A 21,345-nucleotide genomic window follows, 5' to 3' on the forward strand; every position below is an offset into this window, starting at 1 on the left:
ATCTGAAAGCGAGCGTTAAATTCGACGGGTCTGAATTCAGGGAAAGTAAGCATGCGCGACACGTTGACAGGCAGTCGCATTCGCGAAAGACGGCAGATTGCCGGGCTGCGGCAGGCGGAACTGGCGCGGCAGGCCGGAGTATCGGCGTCTTATCTGAACCTGATCGAACACAATCGCCGCAGGATCGGGGGCAAATTGCTGGTCGATATCGCGGCGGCGCTGGGCGTTGAACCTTCGGTCCTGACACAGGGGATCGAGGCAACTCTGGTTTCCGCCCTGCGCGAGGCGGCCGAGGATGCGGTCGGGCAGAAGGCCGAGGTTGACGGGCTCGAGGAGTTCGCCGGGCGCTTTCCCGGCTGGGCCGGTGTTCTGGCGCAAATGCATCGCCGTGTCGTGTCTTTGGAGCGGAACGTCGAAACCCTGTCCGACCGCCTTACGCACGACCCGCAACTGGCCGCGTCGATGCACGAGGTTCTGTCAACCGCCGCCGCCATACGCTCGACCGCCGCGATCCTTGCGGATACCCAAGATATCGAGGCCGAATGGCGCGAGCGTTTCCACAAGAACCTGCATCAGGATGCCGAACGGCTGGCAGGCAGTTCCAAGGCGCTGGTGACCTTCCTCGACGAAAGCGACTCGGCGGTTGATCCGCGTGCCGTTCCCCTGGAAGAGGTCGAAGCCTTCTTTGAAGCCCGCGCCTACACGATTTCCGAACTGGAAGACGGGGGTGATGTGGACGCGGTTGACCTGAGCGGGCTCAATACCTCGGCGGCGCGCACCGTCGCGCGCGAAGTTCTCAGGATCTATCGCGCAGACGCACAGGCGCTGCCGCTGGAGGCCGTCAAAGCGGTTGTTCAGCAGGGTGATCCGAACCCCATCGAACTGGCGCAGCGGTTCTCGGTTGATTTTGCCACCGTCCTCAGGCGCCTGGCCTTTCTGCCAGATGGCATCCTGTCACAACCGGTCGGCATGGTGCTGTGCGATGCGTCTGGAAGCATCCTGTTTCTCAAGCCGATTCAGGGGTTTACCTTGCCCCGACACGGAGATGTCTGCCCGCTCTGGCCGCTGTTTACGGCCCTCAGCCGTCCGCTGGTGCCTGTGCGCAAGCAGGTCGTCCTGACCGGAAGGTCCTCGGCCGTGTTCGAATGCGTCGCTTATGCGTGGCCGCATGCGGTGTCGGGATACGATCAGGACCCGGCTTATCGCTCGGTCATGGTGGTGCGCCCGGTCAGGGACCCGTCAGACGGGGTGCCGGTCACTCAGGTCGGGCCAAATTGCCGTGTCTGCCCAAACCGCGATTGCAAGGCCCGGCGCGAGCCGTCGATTTTGAGCGAAGGTTTTTGACACGTTCATGACAGACCGCTTAATCTGGCGGGAACCGGTCTCGGGATGGAAGACCGGTTATGGGAGGAACTGAACATATGAGCCGAAAGGTTCTGCTGATTGAGGACGAACCGAACATCGCCGAGGCTATCCGGTTCCTGCTGTCGCGCGAGGGATGGCAGGTCGAAACGCATGGCGATGGAACGGATGCGGTTCAGGTGATCCAGGGGGCGCAGCCCGATCTGGTCATTCTGGATGTCATGCTGCCGGGCAAGAACGGTATGGATATCCTTCGGGAACTCAGAAAAATGGAGGAACTGGCAGGCTTGCCGGTTCTGATGCTGACTGCACGGGGGCAGTCGCGCGACCGGGAAATGGCTGAAAACGCAGGCGTCAGCCGCTTCATGACCAAACCGTTTTCCAATGCTGAAGTTCTGACAGCCGTGCGTGACCTTCATGCGCAGGCGACGCGCTTATGATGTCCGGCGAGGGCAACAAGACCAAACCACCGGGCGCACGCCCCTCGCTTTTTCTGGAACGTCAAAGCTATCGCCGTCACAGGTTGACGGATGCCGCCCGGATTTTGCCCTTTCTGGGTGCGGCTCTGCTGGCCCTTCCGCTGCTGTGGCCGGACCCGTCCGGCGGCGATGCGGCGGTGCCCTTGTCCTCGGCGATGTACTATATCTTCCTCTGCTGGGGCGCGCTGATCCTGGCCGGGTTTGTCTTTGGGCTGGCCGCCCGCCGCATGGCCGCGCGCGAGGGATCGGACACGGGCGCTGAGTGATGGCCACCATAAACGTTCTGATTCTGGTTTGCCTTGCCTATGTCGTGTTCCTGTTCGCAGTGGCCTTCGCCGCGGATCGCATGGCTGCGGCCGGGCGCGGCAAATGGTTGCGTTCACCCGTGATCTACACGCTGTCCCTGTCGATCTATTGCACCGCCTGGACATTTTATGGCGCGGTGGGCAACGCCGCGCGGTCGGGGCTGGAATTTGTCACCATCTACCTCGGTCCGACGCTGGTGATGGTCGGCTGGTGGTGGGGGCTGCGCAAGCTGGTGCGCGTCGGGCGCAGCCAGCGGGTCACCTCGATCGCCGACCTGTTGTCGTCCCGGTATGGCAAGTCGAACACGCTGGCGGTCTGCGTGACCATTCTGGCGGTGCTGGGTGGCACGCCCTATATCGCGCTGCAACTGCAATCCATTACCCTGTCATTCTCGATCTTTGCCGAGGCTGACCCGTCAGGCCTCTATCGCGAAGGGTCCAGCGTGTTCTGGGTCGCGGCTGGACTGGCCGTGTTTGCCATCCTGTTCGGCACCCGCAATCTGGACGTGAACGAACGTCATCACGGTGTGGTCACGGCCATCGCGGTCGAGGCCGTTGTCAAACTGTTTGCGCTGATCGCCGTGGGCGTTTTCGTGGTGTGGGGGATCGCGGGCGGCATCGGCCCGATGATGGACCGGATCGATGCCTCGGAAATCGGCCAGTGGAACGTCGATGCCGGGCGCTGGACGACGTTCATCTTTCTGTCGGCCGCCGCCTTCATCTGCCTGCCCCGGATGTTTCAGGTGATGGTGGTGGAAAACGATGACGAAGGCCATCTCAGAACCGCCGCCTGGGCCTTCCCGCTCTACCTGCTGTTCATGAGCCTGTTTGTCGTGCCCATCGCCGTGGTCGGTCTGGACCTGCTGCCCCAGGGCGCCAACCCCGACCTGTTCGTTCTGACCGTGCCGCTGTCCCAAGGCAATGACTGGCTGGCAATGCTGTCCTTCATCGGCGGGTTTTCCTCGGCTACCTCGATGGTCATCGTCAGTGCGATGGCCCTGTCGACAATGGTGTCGAACCATGTGGTCATGCCCATCTGGCTGAACACGCAGGAAGGCACCGGCTCGGTATCGGGCGATGTGCGCAACATTGTCCTGATGGCACGCCGTGTTTCCATTGCCGCCATCATCGCGCTGGGCTTTTTCTACTACCGGCTGTCCGGGGGCGGTGCCGCGCTGGCCTCGATCGGGTTGATCGCCTTTGCCGGTATCTCGCAGATTCTGCCAGCGCTGGTTGGGGGGCTGTTCTGGCGCAGGGCGACCCGGACCGGGGCGCTGGTCGGGCTGACTGTGGGCTTTGTGCTGTGGATTTACACCCTGCTGCTGCCGGGAATGGGCGGCGCGTGGATGCCCGAAACCGTGCTGCAAAACGGCTTGTTCGGCCTTGGCTGGCTGCGCCCTCATGCCCTGTTCGGGATCGAGGGGATCGATCCGATGGTGCATACGGTGATGTGGTCCTTGTCCCTGAACACGCTTGCCTTCTGCGTCGCGTCCCTGCTCAGCTTTCCCAGCCCGTTGGAACGGTTGCAAGGGGCGCAGTTCGTCAACGTCTTTGATCACTCGGTCGCGCCGCGCGGGTGGTCCGGGTCGGTGGCGCAAAGCGAAGACCTGATGATCATGACGCAGCGCATTCTGGGCACCGGCCCCACGCAGGAGTTCTTTCAGGCCGAGGCGCAAAAACAGGGTGGCCGTTCGCACCTGCCAGAGCCGACGCCGGGCTTTCTCAACCGTCTGGAACGCGAGCTCAGCGGCTCGGTCGGTGCGGCCATGGCCCACGCGATGATCGGCCAGATCGTGGGCGGATCGTCGGTCTCGGTCGAGGATCTGCTGGCCGTGGCAGACGAATCCGCGCAACTGCTGGAATACTCCGGCCAGCTCGAGGAAAAGTCCTCCGAACTCAGCCGAACCGCTCGGCAATTGCGCGAGGCCAACGCCAAGCTCACCCAGATTTCCGAACAGAAGGACAGCTTCCTGAGCCAGGTCAGTCACGAATTGCGCACGCCGATGACCTCGATCCGGGCGTTTTCGGAAATCATGCGCGACACCGATGGCCTCAGCCGCCAGGAGCAGACCCGCTATGCCGCGATCATTCATGACGAAGCCCTGCGTCTGACCCGGCTGCTCGATGATCTGCTGGATCTGAGCGTGCTTGAAAACGGGCAGGTCAGCCTTAATCTCAGCGATGACAGCCTGCGCTCGGTTCTGGACCGCGCCGTGCCCAGCGCTCTGGCCGGGGCGGACCGAAAGATCACTGTCCGCCGGACCCGCACGGCCGAGCGTATTTTCCTGCATACGGATCTGGATCGGTTGGGGCAGGTGTTCATCAACCTGATCTCGAACGCGCAGAAATACTGCGATGCGGACGATCCGGTGCTGGTCATTTCCGCCCATGATGTCGGCGGGCGAGTCATCGTCGACTTCATCGACAATGGCAGCGGCATCCCTCCGGGCGCGCGTTCGATGGTGTTTGAAAAGTTTGCCCGCGTGGGCGGCGACAAGGCTGGCGGAGCGGGGCTTGGTCTGGCCATCTGCCGCGAAATCATGCAGCGGCTGGGGGGTGAGATTACCTATCTGCCGGGGCAGGGCGGCGCGGCCTTCCGGATCAGCCTGCCACAGGCCTATCAGCAGGCGGCGCAGTGACGCGGCCATAAAGGACTTGGTAACGCCCGAGGGTGTAAACCGGTTGCCAGGTTCTGGAACAATTGGTGATCGGGCGTCATGTCACAAGATGTCAATTCCGCGTTGGCGCGCAAACTGTCCGTTGGGCAAAAGGATCTGGGGGATCGCCCACGCTCGGTTCTGCGGGCGCTGCGCCTTGGGTTCGCACGGGCGGCGGGCGACCGGCTGAACCTGCCGCTGGCGGTTATCGGGGCAAAACAATCCAGTCAGTCGCAGGAGGTGCCGGGGGACGCGGCGGGGCAGGATTGGCTGCTGCTGGTGTTTGACGGCCCCGAAGGCCGCGCCGCGGCCTGTCTCAACCCGAATGTGGTCTCGGCCATTGTTCAGGCCCAGACCATTGGTCAGGTCCTGCCCGGTGATCCCGGCGCACGCACGTTCACGGATACCGACGCCGCCATCGTGGCCCCCTTGATCGAAGCCGCGTTGACCGGTTCCGCCGCTTTGTTCGACGCCTCAAGCGATCAGATTTGCCTTGCAGGGCTGGAATTTACCTCGCGCGCCAAGGATTTGCGCACCCTGTCACTGGCGATGACGGAAGAGGCGTACCGCATTTTTGAACTGACCGTCGATCTGGCGAACGGAGAGCAGCAGGGCCGCATATCTGTGTTTCTGCCTGAACATCCCGCCGCCTCGGATGAAGCAGAAGATAACGGGGAAAAGGCTGATCTGCGTATGGAGCAGTGTTCAGGCGTGATGCGGGCGGAACTGACCGCCGCGCTGTGCCGCATGTCGCTGCCGCTGTCCGACCTGTCCGGAATGCGGATCGGGGACATTCTGCCGTTGCGCGGGGCGCGTCTGGACCGGACCGAGGTTCTGACGATTGACCGGACACGCGCCGGTATCGGTCGCCTTGGGCAATGCGGCGGCCTGCGGGCCGTACGGCTGAATGAAACCGCTGCATTGCCGGCCCTGACCGGCGCTGACGCGCAGGACTTCATCGCCAGCAAAAGTGGAACACCACTGCAGGATCATCCGGTTGAACCAGCTGAGCATGATGCGTACGCCCAGACCGTCCCGGCCGGGGTGTCAGATCTGACAGATAGCGATCTGGTCGTGAACGATTCCGAACGGATGGTCGCGGAAATCACACAGCTTGCGGGGCTGGGGCCGACGGACCTTGGCAGCAGTACTGAGTGACGCTCAGCCGCCAGTGCCGCGGATCATCTGGTCCAGCATGGGGCGCAGATTGTCCAGCTGATACCCGGCTTTGCCGGTCGCACTCAGGATGTCGTCCGTGCTCATGTGGTCGCACTGGCCCAACGCCCAAACCACTGAACACCGCGTGCCCGAGGCGCAATAGGCCAGAACAGGACCACTGCCGTTTTCCGCCATGTCGCGCTGCCGCTTCACGTTCTCAGGCGTCATCGTCTGGTGGGTCAGCTCCAGCACCTCATATTCCATACCGGCGGCCCGCACCGCTTCGCCGATCGCGTCGGATTGCATGGCCGGGGGAACTTCGGCATTGGGCCGGTTGCAGATCACCTTGGCAAAGCCAGCCTCGGCGATGGCCGGAACATCCTCGACCGTGATCTGCGGCGAGACAGCATAGCGGGGGGTAATCTGACGAATCTCCATGCCAATTCCTTAGGCCGCGTTTGCCGCCCTGTCCAGTTGTGCGCCCAGGGGTGGTGCCACGAACATCCCAGCCGCCATTGCAACCAGAAAGACCAGCCCGCCCAGCCCGCCATAGCTCAGCGAGGCCATTGCCGGTCCGGGGCACAGCCCGGCCAGTCCCCAGCCCATCCCGAACAGAACCGAACCCACGATCAGCCTGCGATCAACCTCGGGCTTTGCAGGGGGTGGAAAGGCTCCGCCGGTCAGGGCGTTTTGCCGTCCGGTTGTCATCCGCCACGCCACAAGCATCGGCAGGATGGCACCGGCCATCACAAAGGCCAGCGTCGGATCCCAGTTGCCAAACACATCCAGCCAGCCCTGAACTTTTGTGGTGTCTGTCATGCCCGAAATCAGCAACCCGGCGCCGAACAGCGATCCGGCGATCAATGAAATGAAAAGGCGCATCAGATCACTCCCAACACATGACGCAGCAGCACAAGGGTGACGCCCCCGGCAAGGATATAGAAAACGGTGGCCACGATGCCGCGCAGCGAGAACCGAGAGATCCCGCACACCCCGTGCCCCGAGGTGCAGCCATTGGCGATCCGTGTACCGATACCGACCAGCAGCCCGGCCAGAATGACAACACCCAGATTGCTGGTAAGATGCGTCTGGGCCTCGGGCAGGATCAACGGGCGCAGAAGAAGGGGCATTCCGACAAGCCCCGCAATAAAGGCCAGCTTTTCGGCCATGCTCCCCTTGGCGCTGCCATCGACAAGGCCGCCCAGAATGCCGCTTGCGCCCATGATCCGGCCATTGCCCAGCAGGTAAACCGCCCCGGCCAGACCGATCACCAGACCGCCGCACAGCCCCCAGATCCACTCTATATTCATGTGGGATTTCCCTTTGTGATTTGTTGTGCCCGCGTCACAGCTTGTTGACCGGCAGTTTCAGGAAAACATCGCCCTGTTCATCCGCCGGGGGCATCTGACCGGCCCGCATGTTGACCTGCAAAGACGGCAGGATCAGGCGCGGCATGGCCAGCGTGGCGTCCCGCGCGTCGCGCATTTCCACGAAGTCTTCGATGGTGCGCCCCTGTCCGATATGGACGTTCAGCGCCTTCTGCTCACCCACCGTCGTTTCCCACGCGTATTCGTCGCGGCCCGGGGCCTTGTAATCATGCCCGACATAAATGCGGGTATTGTCCGGCAGCGACAGAATCTTCTGGATCGACTGGAACAGTGTGGCCGACGATCCTCCGGGAAAATCGCAGCGCGCCGTGCCGAAATCGGGCATGAACAGCGTGTCACCAACAAATGCCGCATCGCCAATCACATAGGTCATGCAGGCCGGTGTATGGCCGGGGGTGTGCAGCACGTCGCCCCGCATCTGGCCGATGTGAAAACTGTCGCCTTCCTTGAACAGCGCGTCAAACTGGCTGCCATCGCGCTGAAATTCGGTTCCTTCGTTGAAAACCTTGCCAAACGTGTCCTGCACGGTGACGATCTGATCGCCAATCCCGATCTTGCCGCCCAGCTCCTGTTGCAGATAGGGGGCCGCGGACAGGTGGTCGGCATGGACATGGCTTTCCAGAATCCACTCGACCTTAAGGTCCTGCGCGCGCACAAAATCGATGATCCTGTCCGCCGAGGTTGTCGACGTCCGCCCCGAGGCATGGTCGAAATCCAGCACGCTGTCGATGATGGCACAGGCTCGCCCCTGAGGTTCATGAACCACGTAGGAAACCGTAAAGGTCTGCTCGTCAAAAAACGCTTTCACTTTCGGTGTCATGATCTTCTCCGTTTCGGTCACGCATATCATATATGTGAATTGGAATGTGATGCAATATCGAACCTGCATTTGATGCCGGTCAAAGCAACCGCTGAAATCCTGGCTTAATCTTTAACCTATCCGCGTCAGATTGCCGAAACTTCGACCATGGCAGGCAATTTCCCGCACAAGGCTACGATATTATCTGCGGGTCGTAATCCCGTTACGTATATTGGGGATACTGGCGCCACTTGGGAGGATGGTTATGACACCGACTGGTCTTTATTCCGAAGCCGAGCAGCTTGAACGTAAGCTTGTGAACGCGGGTCTGGAAACGCGTTTGGCGCTTCAGCCGAGTGTGAGTAAGATTGTTGACCGGATGCGGCAGCAGGGGATGGAGGTGCCTTCGCGCCTGCGTCGTCTGGATGCGGCCTTGTGCGAAGATGCGATTGAAGCGCAGTTTGATAACTTGCCGGTGTGAACCGGATGGTCATCCAAGGGAAATCCCGAGGATGACCAGCATCAATCCAAGCACCGACAGAAACAGCGAGGCCAGGTTCCAGGGCAGAACCCCCTGAACCACCGCGCGCAGCTCGTCATCCGACAGACCGGCCTTGCGCGCCCGCATCACGCGAAGAATGCACCAGACCAGACCGGCAAGCCCGGCCACAGACAGGGCCGCACCGCCCCAGGTGATGATTTCGAACATGGTTCCCCGCATATCCTCGTGACCTGATCACGCGCTTAACGGATCGGTTGGGGTCATACAAGTGCGCCGGCCCAATGGGTGCTTGCGACCCGGGCGGCAGCACTGTATCCGGCATTCCACACCAGGGTTTCAGCCTCTGGGACAGGCGTGCTTCGAAGGTGCCCCCGATGATCGGGTCACCGCCGTTCACCGCCAGCCGCAGGCTGACCTCTTCTGGTTGCAGGTCCATAACCGGGAACAAAAAAGATGAGCATGTCTGAAGAAGCAGAAGCAAATTACAAGGTCACCGCGGGCGAGCTGCGCCAGTTTGTGGAACGTATCGAGCGCCTGGAGATGGAAAAGAAAGACATCGCCGACCAGATCAAAGAGGTCTACGCCGAAAGCAAGTCGCGCGGCTATGACGTAAAGGCCCTGCGCAGCATCATTTCCCTCAGAAAAAGGGACAAGGATGACATCGCCGAGCAAGAGGCCGTCATCGAAATGTACAAAGAAGCGCTGGGCATGAACTAAGCCCGACCGCCACGAAACGATCTATGGCTCTGGAAAGGGTTCAATGCCCTGAAAGAGCCACTGGCCGGGGGGATGCAACGGGCGCGCAGCGGCTCCCCTTGCCAAGCGCATGGTACTACCACGCACAGCGCTCGACGCCTCCGTGCTGTATCGAACCGCCCATAAACCAAACGCACACCACAAAAGTCTCTGACACGCCAATAGCCAAAGACGCCGGAACACCCAAACCCTTCCGGATGAAAGCGTGCTTTTTCACAGGAAAATGAAGGATGGTGCTGCTGGAGAGAATTGAACTCTCGACCTCTCCCTTACCAAGGGAGTGCTCTACCTCTGAGCTACAGCAGCGCTGTGGGCGGGTGATTAGACTCAAACGAAACGCGGCGCAAGGGTGTCTGGACGGTTTTTTTCGCCTCCTGTAGAGAAAGATCATGACGGATAAAAATTCACCCAAAAAACAAGGTAAACCCGGCGATGCGCGCGAGGCGCGGCTGAAGGCGGCGCTGAAGGCCAACATGGCGCGTCGCAAGGCGCAGGCCAAGGCGCGTGCGGCAGCAGGGGACAAGCCTGACAAGGACGAGGGATAAGAGCAGATGGATTCGATTCTGGTAACGGGCAATGGCCCGCTGAACGGTCAGATACCGATTGCGGGGGCCAAGAATGCGTGCCTGACACTGATGCCCGCAACATTGCTGAGCGAAGAACCGCTGACGCTGACCAATGCGCCGCGGCTGAGCGACATCAAGACCATGACCGCGCTGCTGCAATCGCTGGGGGCCGAGGTGTCGTCGTTGCAAGACGGTCAGGTGATTGCAATGTCCAGCCACAGCCTGACCAGCCAGACCGCCGATTATGACATCGTACGCAAGATGCGCGCCTCGAACCTTGTGCTGGGCCCCTTGCTGGCGCGGTTCGGGCAGGCGGTTGTTTCTCTGCCCGGCGGGTGCGCGATCGGCGCACGGCCGATGGACCTGCATGTCGAAGGGCTCGAGGCGCTGGGCGCCGAGATCGAGCTGAAGGACGGCTATCTGCACGCCAAGGCTCCGGGCGGTCTGAAAGGCGCCGTGCACCAGATGCGCTTTGCCTCGGTCGGGGCCACCGAAAACATCGTCATGGCGGCGACGCTGGCCAAGGGCACCACGGTTCTGAAAAACGCCGCGCGCGAGCCCGAGATCGTCGATCTGGTCGAATGCCTGCGCAAGATGGGGGCGCAGATCTCTGGCGAAGGCACCCCAACCATCGAAATTCAGGGCGTCGATCGCCTGCACGGGGCCACACATCAGGTTGTCACCGACCGGATCGAGCTGGGCACCTATATGCTGGCCCCGGCGATTTGCGGTGGCGAGGTGGAATTGCTGGGCGGTCGCATGTCGCTGGTCGATTCCTTTGCGGCCAAGCTGGATGCGGCAGGCGTCAGCGTTTCAGAAACCGAAGGCGGTCTGAAAGTGGCCCGCAAAAACGGGCGCGTGCGCGCGGTGGATGTGGTGACCGAACCTTTCCCCGGCTTCCCAACCGACCTGCAAGCGCAGATGATGGCGCTGATGTGTACGGCCGAAGGCACCTCGGTTCTCGAAGAACGCATTTTCGAAAACCGCTTCATGCACGCCCCCGAACTGGTGCGCATGGGCGCGCAGATCGAGGTGCATGGCGGCACCGCCACGGTGACCGGGGTCGAGCGTCTGAAAGGCGCGCCGGTGATGGCGACCGACCTGCGGGCTTCGGTCTCTCTGATCCTTGCCGGATTGGCGGCAGAAGGGGAAACAACGGTCAGCCGGGTCTATCATCTGGACCGCGGATATGAACATGTGGTGCGCAAGCTGGAAGGCGTGGGTGCAAAGATTGAACGGATCAAGGGCCAATGACAGACGCAAGTTTTGAAGACGGGCGCGAGGCGCCGCTAAATCTTGGGGCCGAGGATGCAGATGACCTTCAGGTGATCTCGACCCTCGCGCAGGATGCCGTGTTTCCGGTGACCGAGATGAAGTGGCAACCGTCGCAGCGCCGCTTTGGCCTGCTGCTGAACCGCTTTCGCTGGGAAGACAAGGATGCCGCCGCCCGCCGCGACCGCCCGTTTGAACGGGTGCAATCGATGCTGGTCTTCGGTTCGGTTCTCTCGGTGTCCAGTCAGGGCATTGATCGCGGTGACACCGACATGATCATGTCGCTGATGTCGGTCGTTTTCGAACCCGGCGAGGATGGCGCGGGCCATGTCCTGCTGACGCTGGCCGGTGATGGCGCAATCCGCCTGACGGTCGAGGCGCTGGATGCCACCCTCAAGGACGTGACGCGCCCTTATCAGGCCCCCTCCGGTCAGGCCCCGCATCACCCCGAATAGATGCAGAACAAGCGCGGGATTTCTCAGGCGTTTTCAACGACGCCCGAAGGCATTGCACTGCGCCCCGCCACTGTGTTCGACGTGTTCGACCTCAGCCGGGTTCTGATCCGCTCAATCACGCAGCTCTGCGGGGTCGATCATAAGGGTGACCCACAGGCCATCGCGCAATGGACCGATAACAAGGACCCCGCCACGATCCGGGGCTGGTTCAGGCCCGGATCGCAGATCTGGCTGGCCGAACACCGGGGGCATGTGGCCGCTGCCGGGGGGCTTTTTGAAACCGGGACGGTCACTTTGCTCTATGTCGATCCGGATCATACGGGGCAGGGGGTGGGGCGTGCGCTGCTCAACCGGCTGGAACGGCAACTGGCCGTGTACGGCTGTGCCGAGGCGCATCTGGATGCCACCAAAACGGCGCGCGCGTTCTATCTGAAACAGGGGTGGCAACCGGCAGGCCCGCCCGGTGACTGGCACGGCATCCCGCAATACCCGATGCGCAAATCGCTGCACCCCGGTGACTGAGGGTTGAGGCGGCGCGCTCCGGGCGATATGTCCCAATGCGCAACGCCCGGAGTGCCAGATCATGCCCGTTTTCCTAGATACCACATCGCCCGATTTCGAACCCGCCTTCCGGACTCTGCTCTCGGCCAAGCGCGAGGACAGCGCGGATGTGGATGCGGTCGTGGCGCAGATCATCGACGATGTGCGCAACCGGGGCGATGCGGCGGTGATCGAACTGACGGCCAAATTCGATCGGCTGACGCTGACGCCCGAAACGTTGGCCTTCAGCGCACAGGACATCGCGGATGCGGTGGCGCAGGTCTCGGACGAAGATCGCACGGCGTTGGAACTGGCGGCTTCCCGCATCCGGGCCTATCACGAAAGGCAGATGCCCGAGGATCAGGAATGGACGGATGCAACGGGCGCAACACTCGGCTGGCGCTGGTCTGCCGTCTCGGCCGCAGGGCTTTATGTGCCGGGTGGGCTGGCGTCATACCCGTCATCGGTGCTGATGAACGCCATCCCGGCCAAGGTGGCGGGTGTGGAACGGCTGGCCATCGTGGTGCCCACGCCCGACGGGCAAGTGAACCCGCTGGTACTGCTGGCGGCACAGCTGTCGGGTGTGGACGAGGTTTATCGCATCGGCGGCGCGCAGGCCGTGGCGGCGCTGGCCTATGGTACCGACACCATCGCGCCGGTCAACAAGATCACCGGGCCGGGCAACGCCTTTGTCGCCGCCGCCAAGCGGCGCGTGTTTGGCAAGGTCGGTATCGACATGATCGCCGGCCCCTCGGAAATTCTGGTCATCGCCGACAAGGACAATGACCCCGACTGGATCGCGCTGGACCTGCTCAGCCAGGCCGAACATGACGAAAGCGCGCAGTCGATCCTGATCACTGACGACGCGGCATTCGGCCAGTCCGTCGCGCAGGCGGTCGAAAAACGGCTGGAAACCCTGCAACGCCGCGCCATCGCCGGGGCCAGCTGGCGCGACTACGGCGCGGTGATTACCGTGCGCAACTTGGACGAGGCCGCAGCCTTGTCCAACCGCATTGCCCCGGAACATCTGGAACTGTGCGTGGCCGACCCGCGCGCGCTGAGCGAAAAAACCATCCACGCCGGGGCCATCTTTCTGGGTCAGTACACACCCGAAGCCATCGGTGACTACGTCGGCGGCCCCAACCACGTGTTGCCCACCGCGCGTTCGGCGCGGTTTTCGTCTGGCCTCAGCGTGATGGATTTCCTCAAACGCACCACGCTCAGCCAGATGACCCCCGAAGCCCTGCGTGCCATCGGCCCTGCTGCCGAACAGCTGGCGCGCTCGGAAAGCCTCGAGGCGCATGGCCTCTCGGTCACCGCGCGCCTGAACCGCCTGAATGGCTGAAATGACGCAAAGACCGGGCGCATATGGCGTTTCTGTGCGTTGCCCGTTGAATATCATTGCTATAGGTCTGTGCTGACGCAAGGAATGTGACTGTAAAGATGACCCGCATCTCGCATATCGAACTGGATGATAGAAATCTGCCGCCGCCCACGCCTGAGATCGAGCAGGAGCGCAAGGTCGCCATCTATGATCTGCTGGAAGAAAACAGCTTCTCGCTGCCCAAACGCGACGACCGCGTTGTGCCCGAGGGCCCCTATCGCCTCCAGCTTTCGATCCGCGACAAACGGCTTGTCTTCGACATTGAAACCGAGGCCAACGAAAAAGCGGCCGAGTTTCACCTGTCGCTCGGTCCCTTCCGGCAGGTGGTCAAGGATTACTTCCAGATCTGCGAAAGCTATTTCGATGCGGTGAAATCGCTGCCGCCCAGCCAGATCGAAACCATCGACATGGCCCGCCGGGGTATCCACAACGAAGGCAGCCGCGTGTTGCAGGAACGGCTGGAAGGCAAGGCAGATGTCGACACCGACACTGCCCGTCGCCTGTTCACGCTGATCTGCGTTCTGCATTTTGGGGGCTGACGCGTGAAGCCTCTGCCGCAGTCGGTCTTGTTCTGTTGCGACCACAACGCGGTTCGGTCCCCGATGGCCGAGGGGCTGATGAAGAAATTCTATGGCACCGGCACCTATGTCCAGTCCGCCGGTGTGCATAACGATCTGGAAATCGACGGCTTCAGCATCGCGGTCTGCCACGAGGTCGGCGTGGAACTGTCCCGCCACCGCTCGCGCTCCTTCGACGAGATGCAGGAATGGGGCGACGACCTCAGCTCGTTCGATCTGGTCGTGGCGCTTTCACCCGCCAGCCAGCGTCAGGCGCTGGAACTGACCCGTGTTTTTCACCTCGATGTCGATTATTGGCCAATAATGGACCCTACCGGGATGGGCGAGACCCGCGAACAAAAGCTACATCACTACCGACAGACCCGCGACCAGATCATTCAGCATCTGAAAGACCGCTGGGGCGAGCCAACGGAGGGGACATGAACCAGACCGTCAAAACCTATTTCGATGCCTTCAACGCCGGTGACGTCGATGGCATGCTGGCCTGCCTTTCCGATGACGTGGCCCATCACGTGAACGAAGGCCAGATTCGCGTCGGCAAGGACAAGTTCGCGGCCTTTTGCGCCCATATGAACCGCTGCTACCGCGAAAACCTGACCGACATCGTCGTGTTCGAGGCTCAGGGCGGCACCCGCGCCGCGGCCGAGTTCATCGTCAACGGCACCTATCTGGAAACCGACGAGGGCCTGCCCGACGCCCACGGCCAGACCTACCGCCTGCCTGCCGGATCGTTCTTTGATCTCAGGGACGGCAAGATCACCCGCGTCACCACTTTCTATAACCTTGCAGACTGGACCAAACAGGTCTCGAATGGCTGACGTCAGTGACGTCCGCCCCCTGACCGGAGCGGCACTCGGGGCCGCTCTGGATGATGTCGCCCGCCTGCGGATCAGGGTATTTCACGCCTGGCCCTATCTCTATGACGGCGATCTGGAATACGAACGCAAATACCTGCAATCCTACCGCGACAGCGACCAGGCCATCGTGGTCGGCGCCTTCGATGGCGACCGCCTGATCGGCGCCTCGACCGGTGCGCCGCTGACCGACCACGCCGACGATTTCGCCGCGGCCTTCGCAGACACCGGGCTGGACCTGTCGCAGATCTTCTATTGCGCTGAATCCGTCCTGCTGCCGGACTATCGCGGGCAGGGCGTCGGCCACAAATTCTTCGACACGCGCGAGGGGCACGCCCGCGCTCTGGGCTTTGCCAAATGCGCCTTTTGCAGCGTGCAACGCCCTACCGACCACCCGCTGCGCCCCGACCACTACCGCCCGCTGGATACCTTCTGGCGCGCCCGCGGATACAAGCCCTTACCCGGCGCAATCGCCCAATTCTCGTGGAAGGATATCGGGGAAGAGGGAGAAACGCTGAAGCCGTTGCAGTTCTGGATCAGGGATTTGTAGGGTTCGGGTTGGGGGAGCAGGGTTTTTCTGTGTGTTGCAAGAAGTGAGGCCACCAAGCGGTCCTTCGCTGCTGGTGCAATGTTGATCATCTTAATTGACAGCAGTGCGGGACATTGCGGTCATCCGAGGTTTCCCGTGCGACGGGGTTAGCTGCCTGTTGATCGCCAAGCAGGAAAATGGTCATGTCTGTGCGTAATTGATATACTGGCTGGCGTGAAAATTCGGAGAAAATCATGCTTTCAAGACGGGATTTTCTGGGCTCGACGACGGCGAGCCTCGTGTGCGCGACTGTCGGAAAACAAGCTGCAGCGCAGGTTTCGGACATCCGGCAACTGCTCTTGACGACGGACGGGCTGGGTCTCGCCGCCCTCGTCAAATCAAGAGAAGTGCAACCTTCGGAGCTTTGCGAAGCCGCAGTCGACGCCGCTCTCGCGCTCGATGGGCGTATCAATGCGATAACGACCCCGATGTACGAAGCAGCACGAAACAAGGCTGCGGACATGCGCCCCCAGGGCCCTTTCGCAGGGGTTCCGTTTGTGGTGAAGGACAACCTCGATATTGCAGGGCAATACACGACCAGTGGCTCGCGCGTGTATCGCGACAATTATCAGCAAAGGTCTGCGCCGCTGGCGCTGGCCCAGGAGGCCGCCGGGCTGAACCTGATCGGCAAGAGCAATATGCCAGAGGTCGGAGCACTTCCCGTCACGAACGGACAACTGCTCGGACCGTGCCGCAATCCGTGGAACCTCGGCCATTCCTCCGGAGGCTCCAGCGGGGGGTCCGCGGCTGCGGTCGCGGCGGGTATCGTGCCGCTCGCTCATGCCAGCGACGGCGGCGGGTCCATCCGGATGCCTGCATCCTGCTGCGGTGTCTTCGGGTTGAAGCCGAGCCGGCGGCGCATGCTGTGGGGCTCCAGCGACCAGACGACCTATGCGGCCGACAATTGCGTCAGCCGTTCGGTGCGCGACAGCGCGATGCTCTTCGCGTTAGGGCAGGATCGGTCGCCGACCGCGCCGCACACGCCGATCCCTTTCGTCTCGGGTCCGTCCACCGACCGGCTCAGGATCGGCTTCGACCTCCGCAATTATCACGGCGACCTGCCCGATCCCGAGGTGCAGCGCATCATCGAAGACATGGCGCAACTCTGCGAAGACCTCGGTCATAGCGTGATTGACACGCAAAGCCCCGTGGACGACGAGTTCGAGCTTCGCTTCAACCAGATCTTCGGCTTCCGCATGGTGGGCCTCGCCGACGCTGCGACGGCCAAGGCGGGCCGGCCGCCAGAAGAAACGGAACTGCTAGACGTATTCGTCCGCGAATGGGCTGCCTTCGCACGCAAGTTCACGCCTGAAGACCAGGAAGCTGCTGACGCGTACATGCGTGATCTGGGCGCCAGATATGATGCATGGCTGTCGGAGTTTGATGTGTTCCTGTCACCGGTTAACCCAGGCCCTGCGCCGGCGATTGGCACGCTTTTCGATGAGAGCGTCCCTTTCGAGGAGATGTTCGCGCGCGTTGGAAGGTTCACCTCCTACACCCCGATCCAGAACGCACTTGGATTGCCTGGCATGTCTGTGCCCGCAGGGCTGACCAACGAAGGTCTGCCCGTTGGCAGCCATTTCGTTGCACCAACCGGTCGAGAGGACACGCTTTTCGCTCTGGCCTATGAAATCGAACAGGCGAAGCCGTGGTGGGACGACTGGGCGCCTGTTTCGTTGGCCAGTCTCTAGCGTTCAGTTCAAATGCAATAAGTGCCTAGAGATCGAGAACGACCAAGGAGGCTTTGGCCCCTTCGGGCTCGGTGCTGTCAAACGCACTTGCAGCATCCTGTTCTAGTGGCGACGGCTGCCTAGGGCTCCTCCATCCCCCTCTCACCCATCCCCCACACCAGATTGATCTGTACACGCGGCGGCTCTCACGGTTTAGTGCCTCGACACATCGGCTCAGGGGATCCCATCAATGAAAGTCGCAACTGCCGCATATGATCTCGACTGGCTCGACAGCTGGGCGCAGTACGAGGACAAGCTGGACCGTTGGGTTGCCGAGGCTGCCGGGCAGGGGGCCGGGGTGCTGGTGTTCCCCGAATACGGCGCGATGGAGGTGTCGACGCTCGATGGTGCCGAGGTGGCGGGTGATCTTGAACGCTCGATCCGCGCGGTTTCGGACCGGTTCGAGGATGTACAAAATTTGCACTCGCGTCTCGCAAGCACGTACAAAACGTACATTCTGGGCGCATCGGCCCCGGTTGTGGATGGGTCCGGCCGCCCGGTGAACCGCGCTGCGTTCTACGCCCCGGACGGTGGCCGCGACCATCAGGACAAGCAGATCATGACCCGCTTTGAACGCGAGGACTGGGACATTGCGCCGGGTGGTCCGCTCAAGCTGTTCGACACCGCGCTGGGTAAAATCGGTGTTCTGATCTGTTATGACAGCGAGTTTCCCCTGCTGGGCCGCGCACTTAGCCAAGCGGATATGATCCTTGTTCCGTCCTGCACCGAAGCGCTGTCGGGATATTGGCGTGTTCGCATCGGGGCGATGTCAAGAGCCTTGGAAAATCAATGCGTTACGGTCATGTCGTCACTGGTCGGAGCCAACGGCTGGTCCGAAGCTGTGGACATGAACACCGGCATGGGCGGCGTTTTCGGCCCGCCGGACAAGGGGTTTCCGGCCACCGGAGTGCTGGCCGAAGGCACTCTGAACCAACCCGGCTGGACCTATGCGGATGTCGACCTGTCCGCCATCGCCGAGGTCCGCGCCGATGGCCACGTGCTGAACCGGACCCATTGGCCAGAGCAGGACGCCCGAGTCGAAACGGTCACATTATCCATCCTTTAGATGAATCCGCCCTTGAAATAAGGGAAAAATAGGCTCATTTAAGCGCACATCCCCGCAGATTCTGCGGGCGCAACCTAATGATGGAGACAACATGGCCAAGGAAGATACGCTCGAATTTCCCGGTGTCGTGAAGGAACTCCTGCCTAATGCGACGTTTCGGGTCGAGCTGGAAAACGGCCATGAAATCATCGCACATACGGCAGGAAAGATGCGCAAGAACCGCATCCGTGTTCTGGCCGGCGACAAGGTTCAGGTCGAGATGACCCCCTATGATCTGACCAAGGGTCGGATCAACTACCGCTTCAAATAACGCCTGCCGAGATGGCGTTTATCTTGGGATCGGGCAGCCCAAGGCGGCTGGACCTGCTGGCGCAGCTTGGCGTGCAGCCCGATGCCATCCGCCCCCCTGACATCGACGAAACACCGCTGAAGGGTGAGCTGCCGGTTCCATATTGCAGTCGCATTACGCGTGAAAAAGTAAAGGCAGTTCAATCGGATAGCGATGACATCACGCTTTGCGCGGACACGACAGTTGCACTGGGGCGGCGTATTCTGGGCAAGCCAGAGGACGAAGGTCAGGCCGCAGAGTTCCTGTACGCTTTGTCCGGTCGCCGCCACCGGGTGATCACTTCGGTCGCCGTTCGGCGCGGGGATCGCATCCTGCAACGCGATGTCGTCTCGCAGGTCAAGGTCAAACGCCTGTCTGACGTTGAAATCAACGCTTATCTGGCGACCGGTGATTGGCGGGGCAAAGCCGGAGCCTACGCGATCCAGGGCCCTGCTGGCGCATTCATCCCATGGATTTCGGGCTCGTTCACTGGCATCGTAGGGCTGCCCTTGTCCGAGACCGCCGCCTTGCTGCAAGGGATCGGCTACCCACTATATCGCGAGGCATCATGAAGGGTCGCACCATCGTTCTGGACCATATCCAAGGCCGCGAGGCCGCGGCATTGATGGTCGACGGAAAGCTTGATGATCTCCTGATCGCCGCCGACGCGCCGGCACCGGGCACCATTTATCGCGCCCGTGCCGATCGACCGGTAAAGGGGCAGGGCGGTATGTTCCTGACCACACCCGACGGCCCGGCTTTTCTGCGACAAGTCAAAGGGTTGGCGCCGGGTTCCACGCTTTTGGTGCAGGTGGGCGGATATGCCGAGCCCGGCAAGGCCATTCCTGTAACCAACCGTATCCTGTTCAAAAGCCGCTTTGCCATTGTCACACCCGACGCACCGGGCCTGAACATCTCGCGCAGCATCAAGGATGAAGACAAGCGGGATCAACTGCTTGAAATCGCTCATGAACAAATGGGCGACAGCCCCTACGGGTTGATCCTCCGCTCCTGCTGCATGGATGCGGATGCCGGTGATATTGCCGACGACATTTCGGCCATGCTTGCGCAAGCTGAACAAGTGATGACGGACGAAGGGTTCGACGTCGAACTGCTGAGCGAAGGTGACAGCCCGCATATCCTGGCATGGCGCGACTGGACCGATCCTGCCGAGGTTGTGACGAAAACCGGCAGTTTTGAAACCCATGGTGTGCTGGACGCGCTGGATGTCGCCCGTGGCATTTCCGAACTTCTCCCCGGAGGCGGATATCTTTTTATCGAACCGACCCGCGCATTGGTGGCCGTTGACGTGAACACAGGCGCGGATACGTCGCTGGCGGCAGGAACAAAAGCCAACTTCGCTTGTGCCAAAGCTCTGCCACGTGCATTGCGTGTGCGCGGGCTGGCGGGGCAGATCACACTGGATCTGGCTCCGATGCCCAAGAAAGACCGACGAGGGTTCGAATCCGCCCTGCGTGCGGCCTTCAAGTCGGATCCGGACGAGACGATACTGGCGGGATGGACACCTCTGGGGCATTTCGAGTTGCAGCGCAAACGCAGCCGGTTACCTGTCGCTGAGGTCCTGAAATGAGCTGTCCGATCTGCGGAGAAGAAACGCAAAGGAAGTTCCGCCCGTTCTGTTCGAAACGCTGCGCAGACATTGATCTGGCCAAGTGGCTGAACGGCTCTTACGCGGTTCCGTCTCAGCGCGAAGACGACCCTGAGACCGAGGCCGATGCGGACGAACGCAATACAATGCGACCGCACTGAAAAAATGTAAAAAAGCCTCTGGACACTGCCGGTAGCAAGTCATAGAACGCCTCCACCCAACGACAAACGTCGTTCCCGTGCCCGGGTAGCTCAGGGGTAGAGCAGTGGATTGAAAATCCTCGTGTCGGTGGTTCGATTCCGCCCCCGGGCACCATTCAAACTCTTGATAATGCTCAATATTCATCCTTGAACCATTCAGGGTTTGACAGTTTTCTTGAAGGGTTTGACAATTTTTGATCGGCGTTCGTTCTCCTTCTCCAGAGTTTCCATCGTTATCCGGTTACGCTCTGCCAAGTTGGCGGATCGGGAATAATGGCGAGCCATCGATGGGGTTTTTTGCCCCAGCAGGTCCGCAATCTGGCGTTCCTCAAGCCCTGCTTCTCGCAGTGTCGTGGCCACGGTATGCCGCAGCCCCTTGAGTGTCAGGCCGGGTTGCACAGCGCCCTCAGCTTCCAGCTTTTTCTTGAAGCGGTACCAGACCGTCGAAAAGCCGTTGTAGGTCCAAGGCTTTCTGTTTGATGAGGCAAGGACGGTCACGGCGTCGTGCGTGGGCGCAGCATCCAGAGCCGCTTGCAGCGTCGGACCGATTGGAACGGCAACTTCCTGGCCCGTCTTGCCCCTGACGCCCCAGATCGTGTCGCCGTCTATCTGGCGACGGGTCAGCTTAAGCGCATCGGACGGATCAAGGCCGGTATTCATAATCAACGCCACCGCCACTCGAACGTGCGGGTGAGCCTCCCCAACTGAACTGGTCCACCGTTATGTTTAGGAAACGGAGGACCACGAATGGCAAACAAGAGACCGAAG

Annotated in this window: 28 protein-coding genes and 2 tRNA genes; 23 read left to right on the forward strand and 7 right to left on the reverse strand. The window is 61.4% G+C overall.

From position 1 onward, the window contains the following. The first annotated feature begins 51 nt into the window (after positions 1 to 51). The 5 genes from AC2FLO_RS16545 to AC2FLO_RS16565 all read left to right on the forward strand — a co-directional run bounded on the left by AC2FLO_RS16545 (position 52) and on the right by AC2FLO_RS16565 (position 5,961). Entirely contained in the window at positions 52 to 1,344 is a 1,293-nt protein-coding gene (locus tag AC2FLO_RS16545) for a helix-turn-helix domain-containing protein (protein WP_496752990.1), read from the forward strand. A 77-nt stretch (positions 1,345 to 1,421) separates the two neighbouring features. After that, positions 1,422 to 1,802: a response regulator transcription factor gene (locus tag AC2FLO_RS16550; protein ID WP_480484506.1), complete on the forward strand. Its 381-nt coding sequence runs from the start codon at positions 1,422 to 1,424 to the stop codon at positions 1,800 to 1,802. Further along, positions 1,799 to 2,107, forward strand: coding sequence for a hypothetical protein (locus AC2FLO_RS16555; protein ID WP_480495074.1), 309 nt, complete (start codon positions 1,799 to 1,801; stop codon positions 2,105 to 2,107). The genes AC2FLO_RS16550 and AC2FLO_RS16555 overlap by 4 nt, the downstream gene beginning before the upstream one ends. Next, positions 2,107 to 4,785 carry an ATP-binding protein gene (locus tag AC2FLO_RS16560; protein ID WP_267364699.1) on the forward strand — a complete coding sequence of 893 codons (2,679 nt, stop codon included), beginning with the start codon at positions 2,107 to 2,109 and terminating at the stop codon, positions 4,783 to 4,785. The genes AC2FLO_RS16555 and AC2FLO_RS16560 overlap by 1 nt, the downstream gene beginning before the upstream one ends. 78 nt (positions 4,786 to 4,863) lie before the next feature. Further along, positions 4,864 to 5,961: a FliM/FliN family flagellar motor C-terminal domain-containing protein gene (locus tag AC2FLO_RS16565; RefSeq protein WP_496752988.1), complete on the forward strand. Its 1,098-nt coding sequence runs from the start codon at positions 4,864 to 4,866 to the stop codon at positions 5,959 to 5,961. Positions 5,962 to 5,964: 3 nt separating this feature from the next. On the opposite strand, the gene AC2FLO_RS16570 is transcribed toward AC2FLO_RS16565, so the two are convergent. From AC2FLO_RS16570 to AC2FLO_RS16585, 4 genes are read right to left on the reverse strand one after another with little or no spacing between them, the layout of a single operon-like run. Beyond that, the gene (locus AC2FLO_RS16570; RefSeq protein ID WP_496752987.1) at positions 5,965 to 6,399 is read right to left on the reverse strand and encodes a protein tyrosine phosphatase family protein; all 435 of its coding nucleotides are present in this window, start codon (positions 6,397 to 6,399) and stop codon (positions 5,965 to 5,967) included. 9 nt (positions 6,400 to 6,408) lie between these two features. Next, positions 6,409 to 6,843, reverse strand: a complete 435-nt coding sequence (locus AC2FLO_RS16575) for a DUF6691 family protein (RefSeq protein WP_267366618.1) — start codon at positions 6,841 to 6,843, stop codon at positions 6,409 to 6,411. After that, on the reverse strand, positions 6,843 to 7,271 hold the full coding sequence (locus tag AC2FLO_RS16580) for a YeeE/YedE family protein (RefSeq protein WP_267366620.1): 429 nt from the start codon (positions 7,269 to 7,271) through the stop codon (positions 6,843 to 6,845). Before AC2FLO_RS16580 ends, AC2FLO_RS16575 begins: the two co-directional genes overlap by 1 nt. 34 nt (positions 7,272 to 7,305) lie before the next feature. Next, complete coding sequence (locus tag AC2FLO_RS16585) at positions 7,306 to 8,169, reverse strand: MBL fold metallo-hydrolase (RefSeq protein ID WP_496752986.1); 864 nt, start codon at positions 8,167 to 8,169, stop codon at positions 7,306 to 7,308. A gap of 244 nt (positions 8,170 to 8,413) precedes the next feature. On the opposite strand from AC2FLO_RS16585, the gene AC2FLO_RS16590 reads away from it, so the two are divergent. Then, on the forward strand, positions 8,414 to 8,629 hold the full coding sequence (locus AC2FLO_RS16590) for a hypothetical protein (RefSeq protein ID WP_209505776.1): 216 nt from the start codon (positions 8,414 to 8,416) through the stop codon (positions 8,627 to 8,629). 9 nt (positions 8,630 to 8,638) lie between these two features. On the opposite strand, the gene AC2FLO_RS16595 is transcribed toward AC2FLO_RS16590, so the two are convergent. Next, positions 8,639 to 8,857, reverse strand: coding sequence for a hypothetical protein (locus tag AC2FLO_RS16595; protein WP_267366623.1), 219 nt, complete (start codon positions 8,855 to 8,857; stop codon positions 8,639 to 8,641). 246 nt (positions 8,858 to 9,103) lie between these two features. Between AC2FLO_RS16595 and AC2FLO_RS16600 the strand changes: the two genes are divergently transcribed. Further along, positions 9,104 to 9,367 carry a DUF2312 domain-containing protein gene (locus tag AC2FLO_RS16600; protein ID WP_267366625.1) on the forward strand — a complete coding sequence of 88 codons (264 nt, stop codon included), beginning with the start codon at positions 9,104 to 9,106 and terminating at the stop codon, positions 9,365 to 9,367. 270 nt (positions 9,368 to 9,637) lie between these two features. On the opposite strand, the gene AC2FLO_RS16605 is transcribed toward AC2FLO_RS16600, so the two are convergent. Further along, positions 9,638 to 9,712 (reverse strand) — tRNA-Thr (locus tag AC2FLO_RS16605). An 83-nt stretch (positions 9,713 to 9,795) separates the two neighbouring features. On the opposite strand from AC2FLO_RS16605, the gene AC2FLO_RS16610 reads away from it, so the two are divergent. The 16 genes from AC2FLO_RS16610 to AC2FLO_RS16685 all read left to right on the forward strand — a co-directional run bounded on the left by AC2FLO_RS16610 (position 9,796) and on the right by AC2FLO_RS16685 (position 20,692). Further along, positions 9,796 to 9,951 carry a hypothetical protein gene (locus AC2FLO_RS16610; RefSeq protein WP_209505784.1) on the forward strand — a complete coding sequence of 52 codons (156 nt, stop codon included), beginning with the start codon at positions 9,796 to 9,798 and terminating at the stop codon, positions 9,949 to 9,951. Positions 9,952 to 9,957: 6 nt separating this feature from the next. Then, entirely contained in the window at positions 9,958 to 11,226 is a 1,269-nt protein-coding gene (murA, locus tag AC2FLO_RS16615; protein ID WP_496752985.1) for a UDP-N-acetylglucosamine 1-carboxyvinyltransferase, read from the forward strand. Further along, positions 11,223 to 11,699, forward strand: coding sequence for a DUF2948 family protein (locus AC2FLO_RS16620; protein ID WP_496752984.1), 477 nt, complete (start codon positions 11,223 to 11,225; stop codon positions 11,697 to 11,699). The genes murA and AC2FLO_RS16620 overlap by 4 nt, the downstream gene beginning before the upstream one ends. Further along, a complete protein-coding gene (locus tag AC2FLO_RS16625) occupies positions 11,700 to 12,221 on the forward strand; it encodes a GNAT family N-acetyltransferase (RefSeq protein ID WP_496752983.1) in 522 nt (173 codons plus the stop codon). Positions 12,222 to 12,282: 61 nt separating this feature from the next. Then, positions 12,283 to 13,584 carry a histidinol dehydrogenase gene (gene hisD / locus AC2FLO_RS16630; protein WP_496752982.1) on the forward strand — a complete coding sequence of 434 codons (1,302 nt, stop codon included), beginning with the start codon at positions 12,283 to 12,285 and terminating at the stop codon, positions 13,582 to 13,584. Between the two features lie 98 nt (positions 13,585 to 13,682). Further along, positions 13,683 to 14,162: a UPF0262 family protein gene (locus AC2FLO_RS16635; RefSeq protein WP_171722821.1), complete on the forward strand. Its 480-nt coding sequence runs from the start codon at positions 13,683 to 13,685 to the stop codon at positions 14,160 to 14,162. Between the two features lie 3 nt (positions 14,163 to 14,165). Next, a complete protein-coding gene (locus AC2FLO_RS16640; protein WP_209505795.1) occupies positions 14,166 to 14,624 on the forward strand; it encodes an arsenate-mycothiol transferase ArsC in 459 nt (152 codons plus the stop codon). Continuing rightward, complete coding sequence (locus AC2FLO_RS16645) at positions 14,621 to 15,019, forward strand: ketosteroid isomerase-related protein (RefSeq protein WP_480488382.1); 399 nt, start codon at positions 14,621 to 14,623, stop codon at positions 15,017 to 15,019. The genes AC2FLO_RS16640 and AC2FLO_RS16645 overlap by 4 nt, the downstream gene beginning before the upstream one ends. Continuing rightward, positions 15,012 to 15,605 carry a GNAT family N-acetyltransferase gene (locus AC2FLO_RS16650; protein ID WP_496752981.1) on the forward strand — a complete coding sequence of 198 codons (594 nt, stop codon included), beginning with the start codon at positions 15,012 to 15,014 and terminating at the stop codon, positions 15,603 to 15,605. The genes AC2FLO_RS16645 and AC2FLO_RS16650 overlap by 8 nt, the downstream gene beginning before the upstream one ends. A 233-nt stretch (positions 15,606 to 15,838) precedes the next feature. Further along, positions 15,839 to 17,335 (forward strand): amidase, encoded by a 1,497-nt coding sequence (locus tag AC2FLO_RS16655; protein WP_496752980.1) that lies wholly within the window; start codon positions 15,839 to 15,841, stop codon positions 17,333 to 17,335. A 229-nt stretch (positions 17,336 to 17,564) separates the two neighbouring features. Continuing rightward, positions 17,565 to 18,440, forward strand: a complete 876-nt coding sequence (locus AC2FLO_RS16660; protein WP_496752979.1) for a carbon-nitrogen hydrolase family protein — start codon at positions 17,565 to 17,567, stop codon at positions 18,438 to 18,440. Positions 18,441 to 18,531: 91 nt separating this feature from the next. Continuing rightward, positions 18,532 to 18,750, forward strand: coding sequence for a translation initiation factor IF-1 (infA, locus tag AC2FLO_RS16665; RefSeq protein ID WP_005978431.1), 219 nt, complete (start codon positions 18,532 to 18,534; stop codon positions 18,748 to 18,750). 11 nt (positions 18,751 to 18,761) lie between these two features. Next, the gene (locus tag AC2FLO_RS16670) at positions 18,762 to 19,340 is read left to right on the forward strand and encodes a Maf family protein (RefSeq protein WP_496752978.1); all 579 of its coding nucleotides are present in this window, start codon (positions 18,762 to 18,764) and stop codon (positions 19,338 to 19,340) included. Beyond that, positions 19,337 to 20,359, forward strand: a complete 1,023-nt coding sequence (locus AC2FLO_RS16675) for a ribonuclease E/G (RefSeq protein WP_496804114.1) — start codon at positions 19,337 to 19,339, stop codon at positions 20,357 to 20,359. Before AC2FLO_RS16670 ends, AC2FLO_RS16675 begins: the two co-directional genes overlap by 4 nt. Next, positions 20,356 to 20,538, forward strand: a complete 183-nt coding sequence (locus AC2FLO_RS16680; RefSeq protein ID WP_496752976.1) for a DNA gyrase inhibitor YacG — start codon at positions 20,356 to 20,358, stop codon at positions 20,536 to 20,538. Before AC2FLO_RS16675 ends, AC2FLO_RS16680 begins: the two co-directional genes overlap by 4 nt. A 79-nt stretch (positions 20,539 to 20,617) precedes the next feature. Then, a tRNA-Phe gene (locus AC2FLO_RS16685) sits at positions 20,618 to 20,692 on the forward strand. 41 nt (positions 20,693 to 20,733) lie between these two features. Here the strand turns inward: AC2FLO_RS16685 and AC2FLO_RS16690 are convergent. Then, positions 20,734 to 21,255, reverse strand: a complete 522-nt coding sequence (locus AC2FLO_RS16690; protein WP_496811725.1) for a tyrosine-type recombinase/integrase — start codon at positions 21,253 to 21,255, stop codon at positions 20,734 to 20,736. Positions 21,256 to 21,345 lie beyond the last annotated feature (90 nt).

Source organism: Ruegeria sp. TASC047, from assembly GCF_059612445.1.

Excerpts from the sequence above, each read along its gene's own strand:
- AC2FLO_RS16670 (WP_496752978.1), top strand. The coding sequence starts at position 18,762 with ATGGCGTTTATCTTGGGATCGGGCAGCCCAAGGCGGCTGGACCTGCTG.
- murA (WP_496752985.1), top strand. The coding sequence starts at position 9,958 with ATGGATTCGATTCTGGTAACGGGCAATGGCCCGCTGAACGGTCAGATA.
- hisD (WP_496752982.1), top strand. The coding sequence starts at position 12,283 with ATGCCCGTTTTCCTAGATACCACATCGCCCGATTTCGAACCCGCCTTC.
- AC2FLO_RS16580 (WP_267366620.1), bottom strand. The coding sequence starts at position 7,271 with ATGAATATAGAGTGGATCTGGGGGCTGTGCGGCGGTCTGGTGATCGGT.
- AC2FLO_RS16635 (WP_171722821.1), top strand. The coding sequence starts at position 13,683 with ATGACCCGCATCTCGCATATCGAACTGGATGATAGAAATCTGCCGCCG.
- AC2FLO_RS16600 (WP_267366625.1), top strand. The coding sequence starts at position 9,104 with ATGAGCATGTCTGAAGAAGCAGAAGCAAATTACAAGGTCACCGCGGGC.
- AC2FLO_RS16545 (WP_496752990.1), top strand. The coding sequence starts at position 52 with ATGCGCGACACGTTGACAGGCAGTCGCATTCGCGAAAGACGGCAGATT.
- AC2FLO_RS16570 (WP_496752987.1), bottom strand. The coding sequence starts at position 6,399 with ATGGAGATTCGTCAGATTACCCCCCGCTATGCTGTCTCGCCGCAGATC.
- AC2FLO_RS16625 (WP_496752983.1), top strand. The coding sequence starts at position 11,700 with ATGCAGAACAAGCGCGGGATTTCTCAGGCGTTTTCAACGACGCCCGAA.
- AC2FLO_RS16655 (WP_496752980.1), top strand. The coding sequence starts at position 15,839 with ATGCTTTCAAGACGGGATTTTCTGGGCTCGACGACGGCGAGCCTCGTG.
- AC2FLO_RS16675 (WP_496804114.1), top strand. The coding sequence starts at position 19,337 with ATGAAGGGTCGCACCATCGTTCTGGACCATATCCAAGGCCGCGAGGCC.
- AC2FLO_RS16585 (WP_496752986.1), bottom strand. The coding sequence starts at position 8,169 with ATGACACCGAAAGTGAAAGCGTTTTTTGACGAGCAGACCTTTACGGTT.
- AC2FLO_RS16620 (WP_496752984.1), top strand. The coding sequence starts at position 11,223 with ATGACAGACGCAAGTTTTGAAGACGGGCGCGAGGCGCCGCTAAATCTT.
- AC2FLO_RS16650 (WP_496752981.1), top strand. The coding sequence starts at position 15,012 with ATGGCTGACGTCAGTGACGTCCGCCCCCTGACCGGAGCGGCACTCGGG.
- AC2FLO_RS16560 (WP_267364699.1), top strand. The coding sequence starts at position 2,107 with ATGGCCACCATAAACGTTCTGATTCTGGTTTGCCTTGCCTATGTCGTG.
- AC2FLO_RS16645 (WP_480488382.1), top strand. The coding sequence starts at position 14,621 with ATGAACCAGACCGTCAAAACCTATTTCGATGCCTTCAACGCCGGTGAC.
- AC2FLO_RS16590 (WP_209505776.1), top strand. The coding sequence starts at position 8,414 with ATGACACCGACTGGTCTTTATTCCGAAGCCGAGCAGCTTGAACGTAAG.
- AC2FLO_RS16550 (WP_480484506.1), top strand. The coding sequence starts at position 1,422 with ATGAGCCGAAAGGTTCTGCTGATTGAGGACGAACCGAACATCGCCGAG.
- AC2FLO_RS16595 (WP_267366623.1), bottom strand. The coding sequence starts at position 8,857 with ATGTTCGAAATCATCACCTGGGGCGGTGCGGCCCTGTCTGTGGCCGGG.
- AC2FLO_RS16575 (WP_267366618.1), bottom strand. The coding sequence starts at position 6,843 with ATGCGCCTTTTCATTTCATTGATCGCCGGATCGCTGTTCGGCGCCGGG.
- AC2FLO_RS16680 (WP_496752976.1), top strand. The coding sequence starts at position 20,356 with ATGAGCTGTCCGATCTGCGGAGAAGAAACGCAAAGGAAGTTCCGCCCG.
- AC2FLO_RS16555 (WP_480495074.1), top strand. The coding sequence starts at position 1,799 with ATGATGTCCGGCGAGGGCAACAAGACCAAACCACCGGGCGCACGCCCC.
- infA (WP_005978431.1), top strand. The coding sequence starts at position 18,532 with ATGGCCAAGGAAGATACGCTCGAATTTCCCGGTGTCGTGAAGGAACTC.
- AC2FLO_RS16565 (WP_496752988.1), top strand. The coding sequence starts at position 4,864 with ATGTCACAAGATGTCAATTCCGCGTTGGCGCGCAAACTGTCCGTTGGG.
- AC2FLO_RS16660 (WP_496752979.1), top strand. The coding sequence starts at position 17,565 with ATGAAAGTCGCAACTGCCGCATATGATCTCGACTGGCTCGACAGCTGG.
- AC2FLO_RS16610 (WP_209505784.1), top strand. The coding sequence starts at position 9,796 with ATGACGGATAAAAATTCACCCAAAAAACAAGGTAAACCCGGCGATGCG.